At 63.1% G+C, this 15,923-nt stretch carries 13 protein-coding genes; 2 read left to right on the forward strand and 11 right to left on the reverse strand.

What is annotated here, in order from left to right; genetic code table 11:
* Positions 1-332: 332 nt before the first annotated feature.
* Positions 333-3,305 carry a vitamin B12-dependent ribonucleotide reductase gene (locus RIE53_07055; protein ID MEQ9104441.1) on the reverse strand — a complete coding sequence of 991 codons (2,973 nt, stop codon included), beginning with the start codon at positions 3,303-3,305 and terminating at the stop codon, positions 333-335.
* Positions 3,306-3,775: 470 nt separating this feature from the next.
* On the opposite strand from RIE53_07055, the gene RIE53_07060 reads away from it, so the two are divergent.
* Entirely contained in the window at positions 3,776-4,171 is a 396-nt protein-coding gene (locus RIE53_07060; protein MEQ9104442.1) for a hypothetical protein, read from the forward strand.
* Between the two features lie 24 nt (positions 4,172-4,195).
* Here RIE53_07060 and RIE53_07065 read toward each other — a convergent pair whose 3' ends face one another.
* Entirely contained in the window at positions 4,196-5,638 is a 1,443-nt protein-coding gene (locus RIE53_07065; protein ID MEQ9104443.1) for an HD domain-containing protein, read from the reverse strand.
* Positions 5,635-6,723, reverse strand: a complete 1,089-nt coding sequence (locus RIE53_07070) for a hypothetical protein (GenBank protein ID MEQ9104444.1) — start codon at positions 6,721-6,723, stop codon at positions 5,635-5,637. Before RIE53_07070 ends, RIE53_07065 begins: the two co-directional genes overlap by 4 nt.
* 106 nt (positions 6,724-6,829) lie before the next feature.
* Between RIE53_07070 and RIE53_07075 the strand changes: the two genes are divergently transcribed.
* Positions 6,830-7,303 carry a DUF411 domain-containing protein gene (locus RIE53_07075; GenBank protein MEQ9104445.1) on the forward strand — a complete coding sequence of 158 codons (474 nt, stop codon included), beginning with the start codon at positions 6,830-6,832 and terminating at the stop codon, positions 7,301-7,303.
* Positions 7,304-7,311: 8 nt separating this feature from the next.
* Here the strand turns inward: RIE53_07075 and RIE53_07080 are convergent, their stop codons facing one another.
* The 8 genes from RIE53_07080 to RIE53_07115 form a co-directional block, all read right to left on the reverse strand.
* On the reverse strand, positions 7,312-8,811 hold the full coding sequence (locus tag RIE53_07080) for a trypsin-like peptidase domain-containing protein (GenBank protein MEQ9104446.1): 1,500 nt from the start codon (positions 8,809-8,811) through the stop codon (positions 7,312-7,314).
* 12 nt (positions 8,812-8,823) lie between these two features.
* Positions 8,824-9,537 carry a DUF1080 domain-containing protein gene (locus RIE53_07085; protein MEQ9104447.1) on the reverse strand — a complete coding sequence of 238 codons (714 nt, stop codon included), beginning with the start codon at positions 9,535-9,537 and terminating at the stop codon, positions 8,824-8,826.
* Positions 9,538-9,542: 5 nt separating this feature from the next.
* Entirely contained in the window at positions 9,543-10,496 is a 954-nt protein-coding gene (locus tag RIE53_07090; protein ID MEQ9104448.1) for a sugar phosphate isomerase/epimerase family protein, read from the reverse strand.
* The gene (locus RIE53_07095; protein ID MEQ9104449.1) at positions 10,493-11,725 is read right to left on the reverse strand and encodes an MFS transporter; all 1,233 of its coding nucleotides are present in this window, start codon (positions 11,723-11,725) and stop codon (positions 10,493-10,495) included. The genes RIE53_07090 and RIE53_07095 overlap by 4 nt, the downstream gene beginning before the upstream one ends.
* 82 nt (positions 11,726-11,807) lie before the next feature.
* On the reverse strand, positions 11,808-13,676 hold the full coding sequence (locus RIE53_07100) for a DUF5916 domain-containing protein (protein ID MEQ9104450.1): 1,869 nt from the start codon (positions 13,674-13,676) through the stop codon (positions 11,808-11,810).
* A gap of 45 nt (positions 13,677-13,721) precedes the next feature.
* Positions 13,722-14,072 carry a hypothetical protein gene (locus tag RIE53_07105; protein ID MEQ9104451.1) on the reverse strand — a complete coding sequence of 117 codons (351 nt, stop codon included), beginning with the start codon at positions 14,070-14,072 and terminating at the stop codon, positions 13,722-13,724.
* Positions 14,069-14,542 carry a Rid family detoxifying hydrolase gene (locus RIE53_07110; protein ID MEQ9104452.1) on the reverse strand — a complete coding sequence of 158 codons (474 nt, stop codon included), beginning with the start codon at positions 14,540-14,542 and terminating at the stop codon, positions 14,069-14,071. The genes RIE53_07105 and RIE53_07110 overlap by 4 nt, the downstream gene beginning before the upstream one ends.
* Positions 14,543-14,553: 11 nt before the next feature.
* A complete protein-coding gene (locus RIE53_07115) occupies positions 14,554-15,903 on the reverse strand; it encodes an amidohydrolase (protein ID MEQ9104453.1) in 1,350 nt (449 codons plus the stop codon).
* Positions 15,904-15,923: the final 20 nt, after the last annotated feature.

Raw genomic sequence — 15,923 nt, forward strand, 5'->3', positions numbered from 1 at the left:
TTTTGTGTGTTTGGTTTTTTTTTTTTTCTCGGCCGCCCCTGGCCTGGGCCAACCTGGTCCTTATAAATCCAACGAACCCGAGCCTTTGTTCTCCCCATGCCCGAAAACCCTCGAATCACCTCTATGAATAACTCCACGAGCGGTGATTTTCCGGTTTTGCGGACCTTTTGTTATCTCCATGGAACTCCTTATTGGTGCGGAATCGCAGATTTTCGGGGCCTCCGATACACCTCTATGAATAACTCCACGAGCGGTGATTTTCCGGTTTTACGGACCTCGTGAGCCGCAGGCGAGGGCCGGCCGCAAAACCGGATAAATCATCCGCTCAAAACTCACCCGCACCCGGACGTATTCCCGCAGTTCGGGCAGGAGTAGCACGCCCCCGCGCGGACCGTGATGCTGCCGCAATTGGCGCACGGAGGGGCATCTTCCTGGTTGTTGAACGTCAGCGTCTCCGTCTCGGTATGCGTGACCGTGGTCGTCTCCGTGGACGTGTGCTTCAGGAACAGGTCCACCGTGTTGCCGACCAGTGGGTCCACCTCCTGCTTCGGAGCCGAGAACATGTCGATCTGTTCCAGGTCCACCGCAGGCTCATTGGCCACAGGCTCTTCCTTTACCGGCTCCTCCTTCGGAATGCCGAGGAACTTCAGCGACAGGTAGCGGAAGATGTAGTCCATGATGGACTTGGCAATCGGGATCTGCCGGTTGTTCGTGAACCCGTTCGGTTCGAAGCGCATGTGCGAGAACTTGTTGCACAGGTCTTCCAGCGGCACGTTGTACTGCAGGGCAATCGAGATGGACGTCGCGAACGCATCCATCAATCCCGAGATCGTGGAGCCTTCCTTGGCCATCGTAATGAAGATCTCGCCCGGCATGCCGGAGTCGGGATACATGCCGATGTGCAGATAGCCTTCGTGTCCGGCAATCGAGAACTTGTGCGTCATGGACGGACGCTCATCGGGCAGGCGATGGCGCTCGGCGCGGTGGATGACCCGCTCCACGACCTTTTCGACAATGCGGACTTCCGGCTCTTCCCCGGCCATGCCGTCGCCGGATGCCGCTACCGCTTCCTTGTTCTTGGTGTTGCCACCCTGTGAGGTGGACAGCGGCTGGCTGCGCTTCGAGTTCTCGCGGTAGATGGCGATGGCCTTCAGCCCGAGCTTCCAACCCTGCGTGTAGGCATCGGAAATCTCTTCGACCGTGGTCGTCTCCGGCATGTTGACCGTCTTGGAGATGGCCCCGGAAATGAACGGCTGCGTCGCCGCCATCATCTTGATGTGCCCCATGTGATGGATGGAGCGGGTCCCCTTGAACGGCTTGAAGGCACAGTCGAAGACGGGCAGGTGCTCGTCCTTCAGGCCCGGGGCTCCCTCGATGGTGTCATTCTCTTCCACGAAGGCCAGGATTTCCTGGATCTGCTTCTTTTTGTAGCCGAGGCGCGAGAGGGCCTCGGGCACCGTGCGGTTCACGATCTTCAGCATGCCGTCGCCCTTGCCGGCGAGCAGCTTGTATTTGACAAGGGCAATGTCGGGCTCCACGCCGGTCGTGTCGCAGTCCATCATGAATCCGATGGTCCCCGTCGGGGCCAGAACCGTGGACTGCGCGTTGCGGTAGCCGTACTGCTCGCCGAGCTCGACCATGCGGGCCGCGGACTCGTGTGCCGCCTTCAGGAGGTGTTCCGGGCAGCTGGCATCAATAGTGTTCACTGCATCGCGATGCATGCGCATGACCTCCAGGAACGGCTCGCGGTTCTCCGCAAATCCGTCGAACGGTCCGATCTTCTTGTTCGCGGCGATTTCGGCGCTCCGGGCGTAGGCTTCGGAATGCTCGATGGCCATGATGGCACCGGCCACGGCGCGGCCTTCGTCGCTGTCGTAGGGCAGACCCATGGACATGAGCAGGGCGCCGAGGTTGGCAAAGCCGAGACCCAGCGGGCGGAACAGATGCGAGTTCTCGGCCACCTTGGCCGACGGGTAGCCGGCGTTGTCGACCAGGATTTCCATGGCCGTGATGAACACCCGGCTGGCAGCGCGGAAGCGCTCCACGTCGAACACGCCGTTCTCATCCTGGAACTTGCGCAGGTTCAGGCTGGCCAGGTTGCAGGCCGAGTTGTCCAGGAACATGTACTCACTGCACGGATTGCTCGAATTGATCGCATCCGTGTTTTTGCAGGTGTGCCATTTCTGGATGGTGTCCTCGTACTGGACGCCGGGGTCGCCGCACACGTGCGTACCTTCCGAGATCTTCTCGAGGACGGCCGATGCGCTCATCGTATCGACCGTCTCCCCCGACTTCACGGACCGGAGTGCATAGTCGGTGCCGGCATCGGCCGCTGCCATGAACTCGTCCGTTACGCGAACCGACTGGTTCACATTCTGGAAAGCCACGCTGCCGTAGGCCGGGCCGTTGAACGATCCATCGTATCCCTGTTCAATGAGGGCCCAGGCTTTCTTCTCTTCCTCCTGCTTGGCCTCCACGAACTCCATGATGTCCGGATGCCAGACCTTCAGGGTCTGCATGATGGCCGCGCGGCGGGTCTTGCCGCCCGACTTGATGGTGCCGCCCGTGGCATCCTGCACCTTCATGAAGGAGACCGGACCGGATGGCGTGCCGCCACCGGACAGTTTTTCGCGGGAGGAGCGCAGTTTCGACCAATCGGCGCCGACGCCCGAGCCGAACTTGAACAGCCGGGCGCTTTCGCCCATGAGTTGCCAGATGTCGTCAATCGAGTCGTTGACCGAAATGATGAAACAGGCCGATGCCTGCGGGCGCACGTAGGGATCCACCGGCACCACCTTGCCTTGCTTCTCGTCCCAGCCGAAAATGGTCTTCCCGCCCGTGTCCTTCACGCCGTACTGGTGATGCAGGCCGACGTTGAACCAGACCGGGCTGTTGAAGGCGCCGTACTGATTGACACACAGCCACGTCAGGTCGTCATAGAATCGCTCACCGTCCTCCTTCGTGGCGAAATAACCCTGCTCCGTGCCCCAATCCGAAATGGTCCGCGTAACCCGGTGGACCAACTGGCGGAGCGAATGCTCACGGCCGCCCTTGGACGGGTCCTTTCCGTTCTTCGAAAGCTCCCCGTAGAAGTACTTGCTGGCCACCACATTCGTGGCCAACTGACTCCACGTGACCGGGAATTCGACGTTCTTCTGTTCGAAGATGGCCGTTCCCGTGTGATTCTTGATGACGGCGTCGCGTGTGTCCCAGGCAAGGGAGTCGAAAGGGTCCTGGCCTTCCGTGGAAAAAACGCGGTCGATGGAGAGTCCTTTGGAGAGTTCGGAGGTGCGGGCTTCGGGCATGGCAAATGACGGTTGATGCGTGCAGATCTCAGGGTGGGAGCATCCGTGGGGGCCGCCGAAAAATAACGGTCTATGGGGGGTATCCATAAACCGTTTCGTACAAGGCGGTGGTGGGTGCGGTTACCAATAAACCGTGGGATTGACCGTTTTGCAAGTAGAAATTGTCCACATCCTCATATTGGGTGCATCATGGACAAAGTGGCGTTTTCACCCCCTTTAGAGCCGCTTTTTTCATACATATGGGCGTGTGGGGGAGCCCCGGAATCAGGGCTTATGACCTGTCTTCCACGGAGGTTGGGGGGTTATCCACACGTCGGGTCCGGACGCGTGCAAAAAAGCCCGTTTTCAGGCACAATAACGGACATAGCACAAAATGAGGCCTTCACGCGATCTTGCCGTCCGTCCGGAAGAACACATGGCCGATGTCGTGGTACAAGTGGACTTGATCATTCTGAAGACCAGCCAACAACATGGACCAAAACGAGCGCAGCGCGTATCCACACCCGGGAGACTTCAAGGTCATGCGTCCCGAGTACTCCGAGCCCGAGGACGGTTACGTCACGGCCGAGATCATCATTACGCCGTTCAAGGTGTCCGGGACAAGTGTTACAAAGGCTGGAGCCCGCCGGGCTGCCCTGTACGAAGCGGAAAAGACGTACAAGGAATACCATCCCTCCTACCGGATAGACAATCCGTACCCGGACACGTTCGTGGACCAGGACGGCCAGCAGTGGAAGCGCAATTCCTTGCTCATGCAAGAGAAGCACGGCGACTATATGTTTGTCGACGCGGATGGGGAGGAAGATTACGCCGATATCGAGCAGATGCTCGCCTGGGACGTTCGTCCCCAGGTTGAGGAGGACTGAGCTGAGCCGAGCCGCACGGGCTGGTCAAGAAAGGAGATCGTCCTTGATCTGCATCATGTAGGCGCGTGCGGCTTCGTACTCGTTCGGGATGTCGCCGTCCAGTATGGCTTCGCGGATGGCATTCTTGATGTCGCCCACGGCGCGCCCGGGCTTCAGGTCCAGGGTTTCCATGATCTCGAGGCCATCAATCGGCGGCTGGAAATTCCGCAGGTGGTCCTTTTCCTCCACCTCCCTGAATTTCTCCTCCACGCTGTCGAACGCCCGCAGGTAACGGCGCACCCGTTTCGGGTTCTTCGACGTGATGTCCGCGCGGACCAGCGTCATGAGGTCGTCGATTTCCTCGCCGGCGTCGAACAGCAGGCGCCGCACCGCCGAGTCCGTCACATCCTCGTCCACCAGCGATACGGGCCGGTGATGCAGACGCACCAGCTTCTGGACGTACTTCATGCGCTCGTCCGTCGGCAGGCGCAGGCGACGAAAGACGCCCGGCACCATGCGGGCCCCCCGCTCCTCGTGGGAGTGGAAGCTCCAGCCGATCCCCGGCGTGAAGCGCTTTGTGGCCGGCTTGCCGATGTCGTGGAGCAGCGCGGCCCAGCGCAGCCACTCGGTGTCTTCGGCCGGCCGGTCGGCAACGGCATCCACCAGGTTGTCCAGCACCTGCAGGGTGTGGAAGAAGTTGTCCTTGTGGCGCACGCCGTCCACCGTCTCGACGCCTTGCAGGTCTACGAGTTCGGGGAACACGCGGCCCAGCACGCCACACTCGTACAGCAGACGAAAACCCACTGAGGGCGTCCGGCAGGCCACGATCTTCTGCAGTTCGGTCGTAATGCGTTCCGGACTGACAATGTCCATGCGGGCGGCGCGATCCGCCATGCCCGCGAAGGTGTCGGGGTCGATTTCAAACGCCAACTGGGCGGCGAATCGCGCCGCCCGCACAATCCGGAGGGGATCGTCGTCGAAGGTGGTGACGGGATCGAGGGGTGTCCGGAGCACGCCCTTGCCCAGGTCCGACACGCCCCCATGCGGATCCACGAGTTCGCCGAACCGGTCGGGCCAGAGGTGGATGGCCAGCGCATTGATGGTGAAATCCCGCCGGAAGAGGTCGTCTTCCAGCGTGCCGGCCTCCACGTCCGGCTTGCGGGAGTCCCGGGCGTAGGATTCCTTCCGCGCCGCCACGAACTCCAGTACCAGTCCCCGCGCCCGGATGCCTGCGGTCCCGAAATTGGGGTACACGTTGGCGGTGACACCGCCGATTTCGTCCGCCACGGCGCGGGCCAGGCGGATGCCCGAATCCGGCCCGACCGTCACGAAATCGATGTCCGTGGTCGGTCGGTTCAACAGAACGTCTCGCACTACGCCGCCCACCGCGTACACGTCAATGGACAGGGATCGGGCCACCCGGCCCACATCCTTCAACAGGCGGGCATAGGGCAGTTCTTCAAAGAGGTGGCCAAGGGAAACGTTCATCCCCCCAAGTTACGAACCACGGCCCGTGCAATCCGACCCGGACCGGCCGCCCAGCCGGCATCCGTGCCGTGGAAATGGACCGTCCAGAATGCGGTGGAATCGATGCGCGTCCAGGTGGCGCCGTTGTCCAGCGTCCAGGCCGATCCCGTCGGCGCAACGCCTATGTACGCGCCACCAAGGCCCGGTATGGCCGATCCGCCGAAAATGGATCCGCCCAGCGGCGCCGACCCGACCAACGCCCAGGTCGCGCCGCCATCGTCCGTCACGGCGGCGTTGGCAAACACGGAATCGGGCTGTCCGAAATCGCCGCCGAAGATCATGCCGTTCGAGTCGGAATGCATGGACAGCGAGAAAATACCGGCTGTTCCGGCGTCACTGGGAATGGGCGACACGGTTTCTTCCCATGTATCGCCGTAGTCGGTCGTCCGGATTACCCGCGTATCCACGCCCGACGCCCCCGTCGTGAACCAGCCCAGTCCGCCCGGTCGCGTCACCACGCAGGTCCCACTCGCGGCGAAGGCACCCTCGCCCTCGCGCGCATCGGGAACCGTCGCCGGATCCAGGCGGCTCCAGGAAGCGCCGCCATCCAGGGTCCGCATGAGCGTGAACTCGCCCTCGAAACTGTCGCTGAACGCAAAGCCGCGCTCCGCATCCCAGAAGGACAGGCAATCGAAGAAGGCGTTCGGGTCCTCGTTCCGGAACGACACGTTCCAGGTGGCGCCGCCGTCATCCGTCCGGTAAATGCGTGAATCCGTGCCGTTGCCGATGGTGAGCGCATAGGCCACGTCCGCCGAAATCCCGTGGACGTCGCGGAACTGGAGCGAATCGGCCCCGGGCACCACGTTGATGTCCCATGTGGTCCCGCCATCCACCGTCCGACCCACGCGGCCGCCGGTACCGGCCACCCAGACCGTCTGCGCATCAACCGCATGCAGGCCAATGAATAACGCGGTCGAATCCTCGTACTGGGTTTCCCAGGCGAGGGTGGGCACGGCCGGGGACGCAGGATCGGCCGGTGCGCCGCATCCGGTGGCGACGACCATCGCGGCGAGGACGAGGGTGCGAAAACAGGCAGAAGAAGTCATGGCAGGCTCCGGGTGGGTTATGTGGGCCAAAGATACGTGTCTTCTGCGAACCTGCTCGCCCGGCGGCCGTAAGAGCCGCGAATCCCTAATCCAACCGACGTTTCCCGTGAAAAAGCTGCTCGTCGTCGTTTTCAGCCTGGGCCTCCTGGCCGTCGCTTCCGTGCTTCTGTTCACCAACGTGGACTCCTCAGCCGCCCAGACCAAAATGGTCGTTTACAAATCGCCGTCATGCGGATGCTGCACCACATGGGTCGACTACATGGTGGATGCGGGCTTCGAGGTGGAAGTGCACGACACCGACGACATGAACACGGTGAAGGCCGAGCACGGCGTGACCCGCAACGTGTCGTCCTGCCACACCGCGCTGATTGACGGATACGTGCTGGAAGGCCACGTTCCGGCCGAGGACGTCACGCGTCTTTTGGTCGAGCGACCGGCCGTTCTGGGCCTGGCCGTGCCGGGCATGCCCATCGGATCGCCCGGCATGGAGCAGGGTGACCCGGCCAACTACGACGACTACGACGTGGTCACGTTCGACGGCCAGGGCCGCACGGAAGTTTTCCGCCATGTGACCAACTGAGCGACGGTTCAGGGCAGCAGTTTCCGCACTTCGCTGACCGGCACGCCCTGGTTGGCGCCGCCGAATTCAGGCACGATGGCCGCGTTCACGGCCACGACTTCGCCCTGGGCGTTGAGCACCGGTCCGCCGCTGCCCCCGTGCGTGGTTGCCGCATCGTAGACCACGGCGGCCGACGTGATCTGGCCGACAATGCCCTCTGAAATCAACGGACCCATGTGCCCGCCGTCCGACAGCGCTGCTGCCACGTCCCAGAAGTCCGGCTGCGGCCGCCTGTCCAGCAGCGCATTGACAAAGACCGGATCGGTCCGGGCCAGGAGCGCACGGATGCCCGTCGGGTAGCCCAGGACCAGGACCCGGTCACCCAGCGCAGGGCCTGCCTCGGCCAATGGAATGGGGGGCGCCATCGTACTGTCGAGCTCCGACCGCAGGAGGGCCACGTCGGCCACATCGGAGGCCGTCGCCAGCGTCACGTCGAAAGCCTCGCCCCGTCCCGGCACATACCCGATGAGGCGGTGCATGAAGGGCGTCAACCCCGATTCCATGGCCCGGGCGGCCGCCGGATCGAACTCCCACGGAATGGCCACGTGGCGGTTGGTTACCAGCAGACCCTCGCCCGATACCACGAATGCCGTTCCGGTATACTGCTGGGTGAACACCGGGCCCTCGGCGGTGGGCGATGCCAGCGGTTGCCCGCGGGGATCGCGCAGCACGTTGCCGTTCGCATCCAGCATGAGGCGGAGTTCCCGACCCGATGGATCGCGGAACCCGTACGCGCCCTGCACGAACACAATGGACCCGGAAACCCGCTCCAGGATGGCGCCCATCGACGTGTTCTCAATGGCGCCCAGCCGTTCAGACGTGCTCTGGAGGTCGTCCCGCAACCGCTGGAGTTCCTCGGTGCTGACGGATCCCTCCGGCCGGAACAGGCTCAGGGCCTCCGCGAATTCGACGGACTGGTCCGAAATGGCCCGTTCAATCTGCAGCGTACGCAGGCCGAGCCACGCTACGGCCACCACCAGCAGCGCCAGGAGCACCGCCGACACCACGCGTGTCCCCGGCGCGCTCCGGGCAATCATTTCAATGGGCAGTTCCGTGGCAATCCGGGCAGCCACGCCCGCCGGCGTCGTCGAGCGGATGCGCGCCGCATCCACCGTATCGGACATCACATCGCGCAGCGACTTGAAGGTGGTCGTCCGGTCTACCGGAATATGCCGGTACCGCATGATCGGTCCGCCCTCGCCAAGCTCGATCAGGTCGCCGTCGGAGAGCATCCCCCCGGAAAACGGCCGGTCATTCACGCGCACCACGGCCGCCGGCTCGACGGCGAACAGGTAGTCATCCCCCTGGCGCGTGAGCGTTCCGTGGAACTCGTGCACCTGGGGTGCCAGCCGGGCCGGGAAGTGGATGGTGGCGTTCGCCCCGGTACCTATCAACTCCACGGATTCATCGAGACGCGTACGCGTGCCGCGATGCACCCCGTGCAGGTGGTCCAGGACGATGGCATCCATATCCGAGGGGGTCTAAAGCCGCCTTACGCGGATGTTGCGATACGCCACCGAGGTGTGATCCCCCTGCAATGCGATGTAGCCCTCGCCGGCCATGCCGTACGTTTCCGCCCACTGGGCCCACTTGCTGGCATCCCGGTCGGCCACCCACTGCTCTGAATGCAGCTCGTACTCCACGACTTTCTGCCCGTTCAGCCAGTGCTCCACGTGGTTGCCGTCCACCACGAGCCGCGCCGTATTCCACTCGCCGGCCGGCTTGTTGGCCCGGACGGACGGCACATGCACATCGTAGTTCGATCCGGCGCTGTTCTTGTTCGGCTCGCCGTCCGAGAAGTGCATGTCATCCAGCACCTGGTATTCCGGCCCGGACATCCACGGATAATCGTTGTCCTCGGTCACGCGGAACATGACGCCGCTGTTGCCCTCGGCGGGGACCATCCACTCGAACTCCAGCTCGAAGTCGGCGAAGGTCTCGCGGGTTACCAGATCATTGCCGGCCCCCGGGTCGTGCGCCACCATGGCACCCGTCGAATCGATCATCCAGCCCGCGGGCATGGCTTCCTGCTGATAGCCCCGCCAGGCGTCCATCGAGGTTCCGTCAAACAGCGTGATCCATTCGGTATCGCCCTGCACCATCGTGGAGTGGTCCATTCCGTTGGAAGTTTCGTTCGATGCGTCAGCGCAGCCGGCCATGGCCACCAGCACCGTGGAAAGAAGAAGTCGCGTCATGATGTTCAGGTGTATTCAGGGGTGAGGGTCTCGCGGATGCGCTCCAGCAGGGCCTTGGTCAACCGGATGCCTTCCGGCTCCGGCCGCTCCGTGCCTTCGTATTCAATGCCGACGTACGAGCGGTATCCGGCATCCAGGACAATCCGCATGAGGCGTTCGTAATCCTTGTCGCGTTCATTGCCCGCGTCGTCGAAGTCGTGGCTCTTGGCCGAGACGGCCTTGGCGTAGGGCATGAGTTCTTCCGTGCCCTGATAGATGTCGTACCATTCGCCCTCCGCAATCCGGAAATTGCCGAAGTCCGGGAGCGTGCCGCAGTTGGGGTGGTCCACCTGCTCCATGACCCCTGCCAGCCAGGCGCCGTTGGAAGACAGGCCGCCGTGGTTTTCCACGATTACGCCGATCTGATGCTCGGCGCCGAAGGTAGCCAGGCGGCGCAGGCCGTCGGCGGCCAGCGCCTGCTGCGTTGCATAGTCGCCTTCGCTTGCGGCGTTCACGCGGATGGAGTGGCATCCCAGGAACTTGGCCGCCTCCACCCACCGGTAGTGGTTCTCGACGGCCGTCGTCCGGGCGAGGTCATCCGGATCGCCGAGCCGCCCTTCGCCATCGCACATGATGAGGACGCTCGTCACGCCCTCGCCCTCGCAGATGGATTTCAGTTCGGTCAGGTAGGCCGTGTCGCGGGCCTTGTCCTTGAAGAACCCGTTCACGTACTCGATGGCATCAATCCCGTAATCGGCCCGGGCCACGCGCGGGAAGTCCAGGTTGGTCAACTCCCCGGCATAGAGCGCCTTGTGCAGGGACCACTCGGCCAGGGAAATCCGGAATATCGGGTCCTGGGCGGCCGCGCCGGCGGCGGCTGACGTTCCGGTGGAGGTCTGCCCTCCACACGCCAGCGGAAACACACTCGCCCCGATGACGGCGCCCGCCGAGCGCCGCACGAAATCGCGTCGGGTCATCATACCTTCACCTCACTCGTATCGACCTTGTCATTGAACAGCAGTCCGAACAGCACCATGATGGCGCCCGCAAACAGGGCGGGAATCCACCAGAACGAGGCCCACTCGGTGGCTTCGAGCGCGGTCGCGCCGTCCAGGAACGTGTTGAACACGTTCCCGGCCACCTGGGCGCCGATGAACATGCCCAGTCCGTAGGTGACCAGCACCAGCATGCCCTGCGCCTGGCCACGGATGGCGGCGGTCGACTTCTTGTCGACATAGATCTGGCCGGTCACGAAGAAGAAGTCGTAGCACACGCCGTGCAACAGGATGCCGAAGGCAATCATCCAGAACAGGCCGTCCGGGGCTGCCAGCGCGAACAGCGCGTAACGGAGCACCCATGCGCCCATGCCCACGAGGAGCATCCATTTCACACCGAGCCGCCGGAAAAAGAACGGCATGAGCAGCATGAACACCACTTCGGACACCTGGCCCAGGCTGAGCGTGGCCGCCACGTTCTCGACGCCGCTCGCATTCACGAAGATGGGGGCGAAATTGTAGTACGCCGCCAGCGGGATGCTCAAAAGGAAGGAACTGGCCAAAAACACGAAGAACGGCCGGCCCTTGAGAGTCTGGAACGCATCGATGCCCAGGATGGCCCGCACCGACATCGGCTCCCCGCGTCCCTGCGGAGGCGTATTCGGCAGCGAAAAACTGTAGAGGCCCAGCAGGACCGACGCCACGGCGGTCGTGTACAGCGGAAGCGCGGTTTCGTCGGGCTTCATGCCCTCGGGAGCAAAGCCCACCAGGACGAAGGAAATGAAGAGCCCGGCGGCAATCCAGCCGATGGTCCCGAAGACCCGGATGAGCGGAAACTGCTTCTCCTGGTCCGTGATATTGTGGAAGGCCAGGGTGTTCGTGAGCCCGAGCGTCGGCATGTAGCACAGGTTGTAGGCCAGCAGCATGCCGATGAACAGGGTCGGGTTGCCGGTGGTGGCGGGCGTCAACAGCATGACGATACCCCCCAGCACGTGGAGTACACCCAGCACTTTCTCGGCCGCGAAATACCGATCGGCCACAAGCCCCAGGAAGAACGGCGCCACGATGGCAGCAATGGGATTCACCGTGTACGGCCAGTGCGTCAGATCGGCCATCCCCATGGCCGTCATGTAGTTGCCGATGGTGACGTACCACGCCCCCCAGACAAAGAACTGGAGGAACATCATGATGGAGAGCCGGGCACTGATGGTCATGGGCGCCTTGGGTTGGGTGGCGTGGATTGCATGAAGTACGCCCTATTTACTTCGCCCGGCGCGGGAATTCAACCTTGCCGCATCAACGGATGAATGTGTGGGAGTATTTCAGCAGCAGCGTGCGGGTCTCTGACCACGGCAGGACCGGGTTGCGGTCGAACCGGTCGGTGTTGTACCCCTCGTTGTAGACGAGGTAGAAATCCTGGCCCTCCTTGGGATTGAACCGGACCCGGAGGTTGGCGACCGCGGCATCGTTCGCGGTGGTCATCTGGACGTAGGACGAGAAGGTCCACGCCCGGTTGAACGTGAACTGCGCCTTGAGGCGCACCAGGTGAGCCGTGAAGGTCTGGTCCCGTTCCGGCAGGTCCACGCGGTCGAAGGAGTACGTACCCGACAGGGTCACGACCGGCGAAAGGGTCCAGGTCGGACCGGTCGATACGCCCATCCGGGTGCCGTCGTAGAATTGACCGCCAACCAGCGTGGTTTCCGTGCGGAGTAACCGATAGGAGGGGGATTCCCACCGCAATTTTCCGGACAGAAAGGTATAGGCGCCCACCGGAATCCGGGCGTCGTCCGCCAGTTCGAATTCCTCCCGCAAGTCGTCGTAGGTGGTGGTCAGGGTCAGCTGCCAATCATGCTCGGCCCACGATTGGATGCGTCCCAGGGTGTTCACCTCGAACGTTTCCGTGGACCGGTCGGCATTCCTGCCGTACCAGTCGCTCCATCCCCGGATCTGCCACAGTTTGAAGCGGCCCTCCTCATCCGGAACGCCGTAGTATCCCAGCCGTGTGGAAATCTGCGTATAGTTGTCCCGCAATTCGAAGCCCAGGTCGGGGCGGTAATCGCGACCCGAGCGGTGGATGTCGAGTCCGTGGGACAGGCCCGTTTCCCGCTCGCTCCGCAGGTAGAGCCGAAAGCGCATGGCGTTGAACCCTGCATCCGTCTCCTCGTCGAATGTGTGTGCAACGTTCAGTGTCACGTATTCGTCACCCGTCAGTCGGAAAATACCGTCCGCGCCGAGCGCCACGTTCTGTCCGCCATCCCGGTCGAACCGCGTGGTCAGGATGCCGCCGGCGTAGGAGTTCGGGTTCATTACCTGCCGACGCAGGCGCACGACGCCGAAATTCTCGGACGGCGAGCCGTCATGCCGGGCGGACTGCATGGTCAGCGCCCCGAGATCCCACCGGCCCAGCCGGCCCACCAGCCGGGCACCGCCCAGCAAGGGAATCATGTTGCCGTCGTCAATGCCTATCCGCCGGCTGTAGAAGAGCCGGTTCGAATCGCCCATGTTGAACTCGAAGTTGGCATTGCGCTCCTGGAAAAACAGCCGTCGCTCCGGAAAGAAGAGGGAGAACCGGGTCAGGTTCACCTGCGCGTCGTCCGCCTCGACCTGGGCAAAATCCGTGTTCACCGTCAGGTCGACCGTCAGGTTGTTCGTCAGGCCGTATTTGAGGTCGAGCCCGACATCCCGGGAGAACGCATCGTTCCGGTCATAACCGGTGCCCGGGAGGTTCAGATCGTGGTCCTGGGTCACGCCCCCGATGGCGTAGGGCGTAATGTAGAGCGCCTTCCGGGACTGGATCCCGGCGAAAACAGCATCCTGAGCCACCGATGGCTTGAAAAACGACCAGAATCCCCAGTCCCTGCGACGTTCCGGGTAGATGTGCATCTCGGTGGCACGGGGAATGTGGCGATACACGGACAAGCCCATGGTGGTCGCGTCCGTGTCGGCATTGAACCGGAGACTCGTGAGCGGAATGCGCACTTCGGCCTGCCAGCCGGATTCATCAATCACGGTTTCGGCGTCCCAGAACGTATTCCACGACATGTTGAAGGGGTTGTCGCCCTGCGCATCGGACAGCACGGCCAGATCCGTCCGGGCGCCACTCGCCGACAGGATGAACATGACCGCGTTCTCGTTGTCGTTGAACGTATCCAGGATGATGGCCACCTGATCGAACGAAGCATCCCACGTGTCCCGTTTGTAGGACGTGGCCTAGACCTTGTCCGGCTCGGTGTCAAAGCACCGGCACGAGAAATACAGGAAGTCATCGTCGAATCCCACCCGGAATTCCGTGTTCTGCGTGCTCGGGGCGCCATACGACGGGTCGTACACGTACCACGGGAGCGGGGTCAGCGCATCCCAGGCGGGTTCGGTGACGCGGCCATCCAACGTGATGGGACCCTCCACGCGTTCAATCCGGATGGGGAGGGGGCTGCGGTAGGGCGTGTCGGCAATGCCAGCGGTGCCGGGCGCGTCGGCTGTGTTGGCCTGTGCGTTGGCTTCAGGAGATGCCGCAAGCAGGCCGCCAGCCAGGAGCAGGAAGAGGGGGATGCTACGTGTCATTGCACATACGCAATGCACTCGATTTCCATCGATGCGCCGAGGGCCAACCCGTTCGTTCCGAATGCACTCCGGGCCGGTTTCCGGTCGGGGAAGAACTCGCGGTACACCTCGTTCACGGCACCCCATTCGGACATGTCTTCCAGCATGACCGTGCATTTCACGACCTGGTCCATGGACGATCCGTTCGCCTCCACGACCCGTTTGATGTTCTCCAGGGTCTGACGGGCCTCCGCCATCGTCCCGCCCTCAACCAGTTCGAACGTGCCCGGCTTCGTGCCCACCTGACCCGACAGGAACAGCAGGTTGCCCACACGGACGGCATCCGAAAACGGCAGGTCCAGTTCGGCGTTGTCGCCTCCCAGGAATTCGAGCTCGGCCGGGGGTGCCATGACGGCCTGATCGGCGGGCGGCTGGCAGGCCGCAAGGGCGACCGAAAACGTCAAAAGGCAGCAGAAGTAGAGTAAACGCATGGGTTCAAGGGTCAGCGGTTATCGGTCGGTGCGAGGTAGTCCAGGGCCACATTCACGTAGGTCCGCATGCCCAATTGCATGCCGTCCTCTTCTATTCGGAAATCCGGCGTATGGTGCGAGACACTCACGCCATCGGGTATATCGCGTGCCCGTCCCCCAATGAATACATACAGACCCGGGACAGAGTTGGCAAAAAAGGAAAAATCCTCGCCTCCGGTCACGGCGTCGATCTCCACCACGTTGTCGGCGCCGGCCGTGCGCTGCAGGGTTGGCAGCATGCGCGCGGTGAGTTCCGGGTCGTTGTAGGTCAGCGGCGTGTGGTTCGTGTAGGGAAGCTCCAGCTCGGCGGTCGCGCCGTTGGAAGCGGCCGTGTGGGCCACGATGTCCCGCAAACGCGCATGCAGGCGGTCCCGCATGTCGTTGTCCAGCGTCCGGATGGTGCCCAGCAGTTCGACCTGCTCCGGAATGATGTTCGAGCGGACGCCTCCATGGATGGATCCGACCGAAATGACTGCTGCTTCCTTCGTGAGTTCAAGGCTCCGGCTGACCACCGTCTGCAGGTTGTTGATCATCTGGGCCGCCGTGACAATGGGGTCCACACCCATCCAGGGTGCCGATCCATGCGCCTGTTGCCCCTTTATGACCACCCGGAAATCGTCCACGGCCGCCATGAGCCCACCTGGACGGTAGGTCATGACGCCGACCGGTGTGCTGGCCTGGATGTGCAGGCCGAAGACCATGTCCACATCGTCCATGACGCCCTCCTTGACCATGAGCGCGGCGCCGCCTTCTTCCCCGGGCGGAGGGCCTTCCTCGGCCGGTTGGAAAATGAACTTCACGGTGCCGTGCAGCTGCTCCCGCGCGGCGGCGAGGACCTCGGCTGCGCCCATGAGCATGGCCACGTGGGTGTCATGGCCGCAGGCGTGCATGACGGGCACCACCTCGCCCCGGTACTCGCTCGTCACGCGGGAGCGGAACGGCAGGTCCACGCGCTCCTCGACGGGCAGCGCATCCATGTCGGCGCGCAGCGCGATGGTCGGGCCGTCATGGGCGCCGCGCAGGTAGGCCACCACGCCCGTATGGGCGATTCCAGTCTGCACCTCCAATCCGAGGCCTCTCAAATGCCCGGCGACGAGCGCGGCGGTCTTGAACTCCCGGTTCGACAGTTCGGGGTTCTCGTGGATGTGCCGGCGCCATTCCACGACGCGGGCGTCCAGGTCGGCGGGGATGGCGACTTCAGCATCCGACTCCGCGCCGTCCTGCCCATGGGCGGGCAGGGACACGAGGGAAGCCCATCCGGCAATCAGGGCGGTCAGCAGGAGCGCCCGGACCGACGGCCGGCGGACAAAAAGAAACGACATGGGAATTCCGGGGTGGATGG

This window comes from Rhodothermales bacterium, assembly GCA_040221055.1.
GTDB lineage: Bacteria > Bacteroidota > Rhodothermia > Rhodothermales > UBA10348 > 1-14-0-65-60-17.

Coding starts and splice junctions, on each gene's coding strand:
- RIE53_07115 (MEQ9104453.1), bottom strand. CDS start 15,903: ATGTCGTTTCTTTTTGTCCGCCGGCCGTCGGTCCGGGCGCTCCTGCTG.
- RIE53_07095 (MEQ9104449.1), bottom strand. CDS start 11,725: ATGACCATCAGTGCCCGGCTCTCCATCATGATGTTCCTCCAGTTCTTT.
- RIE53_07060 (MEQ9104442.1), top strand. CDS start 3,776: ATGGACCAAAACGAGCGCAGCGCGTATCCACACCCGGGAGACTTCAAG.
- RIE53_07105 (MEQ9104451.1), bottom strand. CDS start 14,072: ATGACACGTAGCATCCCCCTCTTCCTGCTCCTGGCTGGCGGCCTGCTT.
- RIE53_07090 (MEQ9104448.1), bottom strand. CDS start 10,496: ATGATGACCCGACGCGATTTCGTGCGGCGCTCGGCGGGCGCCGTCATC.
- RIE53_07110 (MEQ9104452.1), bottom strand. CDS start 14,542: ATGCGTTTACTCTACTTCTGCTGCCTTTTGACGTTTTCGGTCGCCCTT.
- RIE53_07085 (MEQ9104447.1), bottom strand. CDS start 9,537: ATGACGCGACTTCTTCTTTCCACGGTGCTGGTGGCCATGGCCGGCTGC.
- RIE53_07065 (MEQ9104443.1), bottom strand. CDS start 5,638: ATGAACGTTTCCCTTGGCCACCTCTTTGAAGAACTGCCCTATGCCCGC.
- RIE53_07080 (MEQ9104446.1), bottom strand. CDS start 8,811: ATGGATGCCATCGTCCTGGACCACCTGCACGGGGTGCATCGCGGCACG.
- RIE53_07070 (MEQ9104444.1), bottom strand. CDS start 6,723: ATGACTTCTTCTGCCTGTTTTCGCACCCTCGTCCTCGCCGCGATGGTC.
- RIE53_07055 (MEQ9104441.1), bottom strand. CDS start 3,305: ATGCCCGAAGCCCGCACCTCCGAACTCTCCAAAGGACTCTCCATCGAC.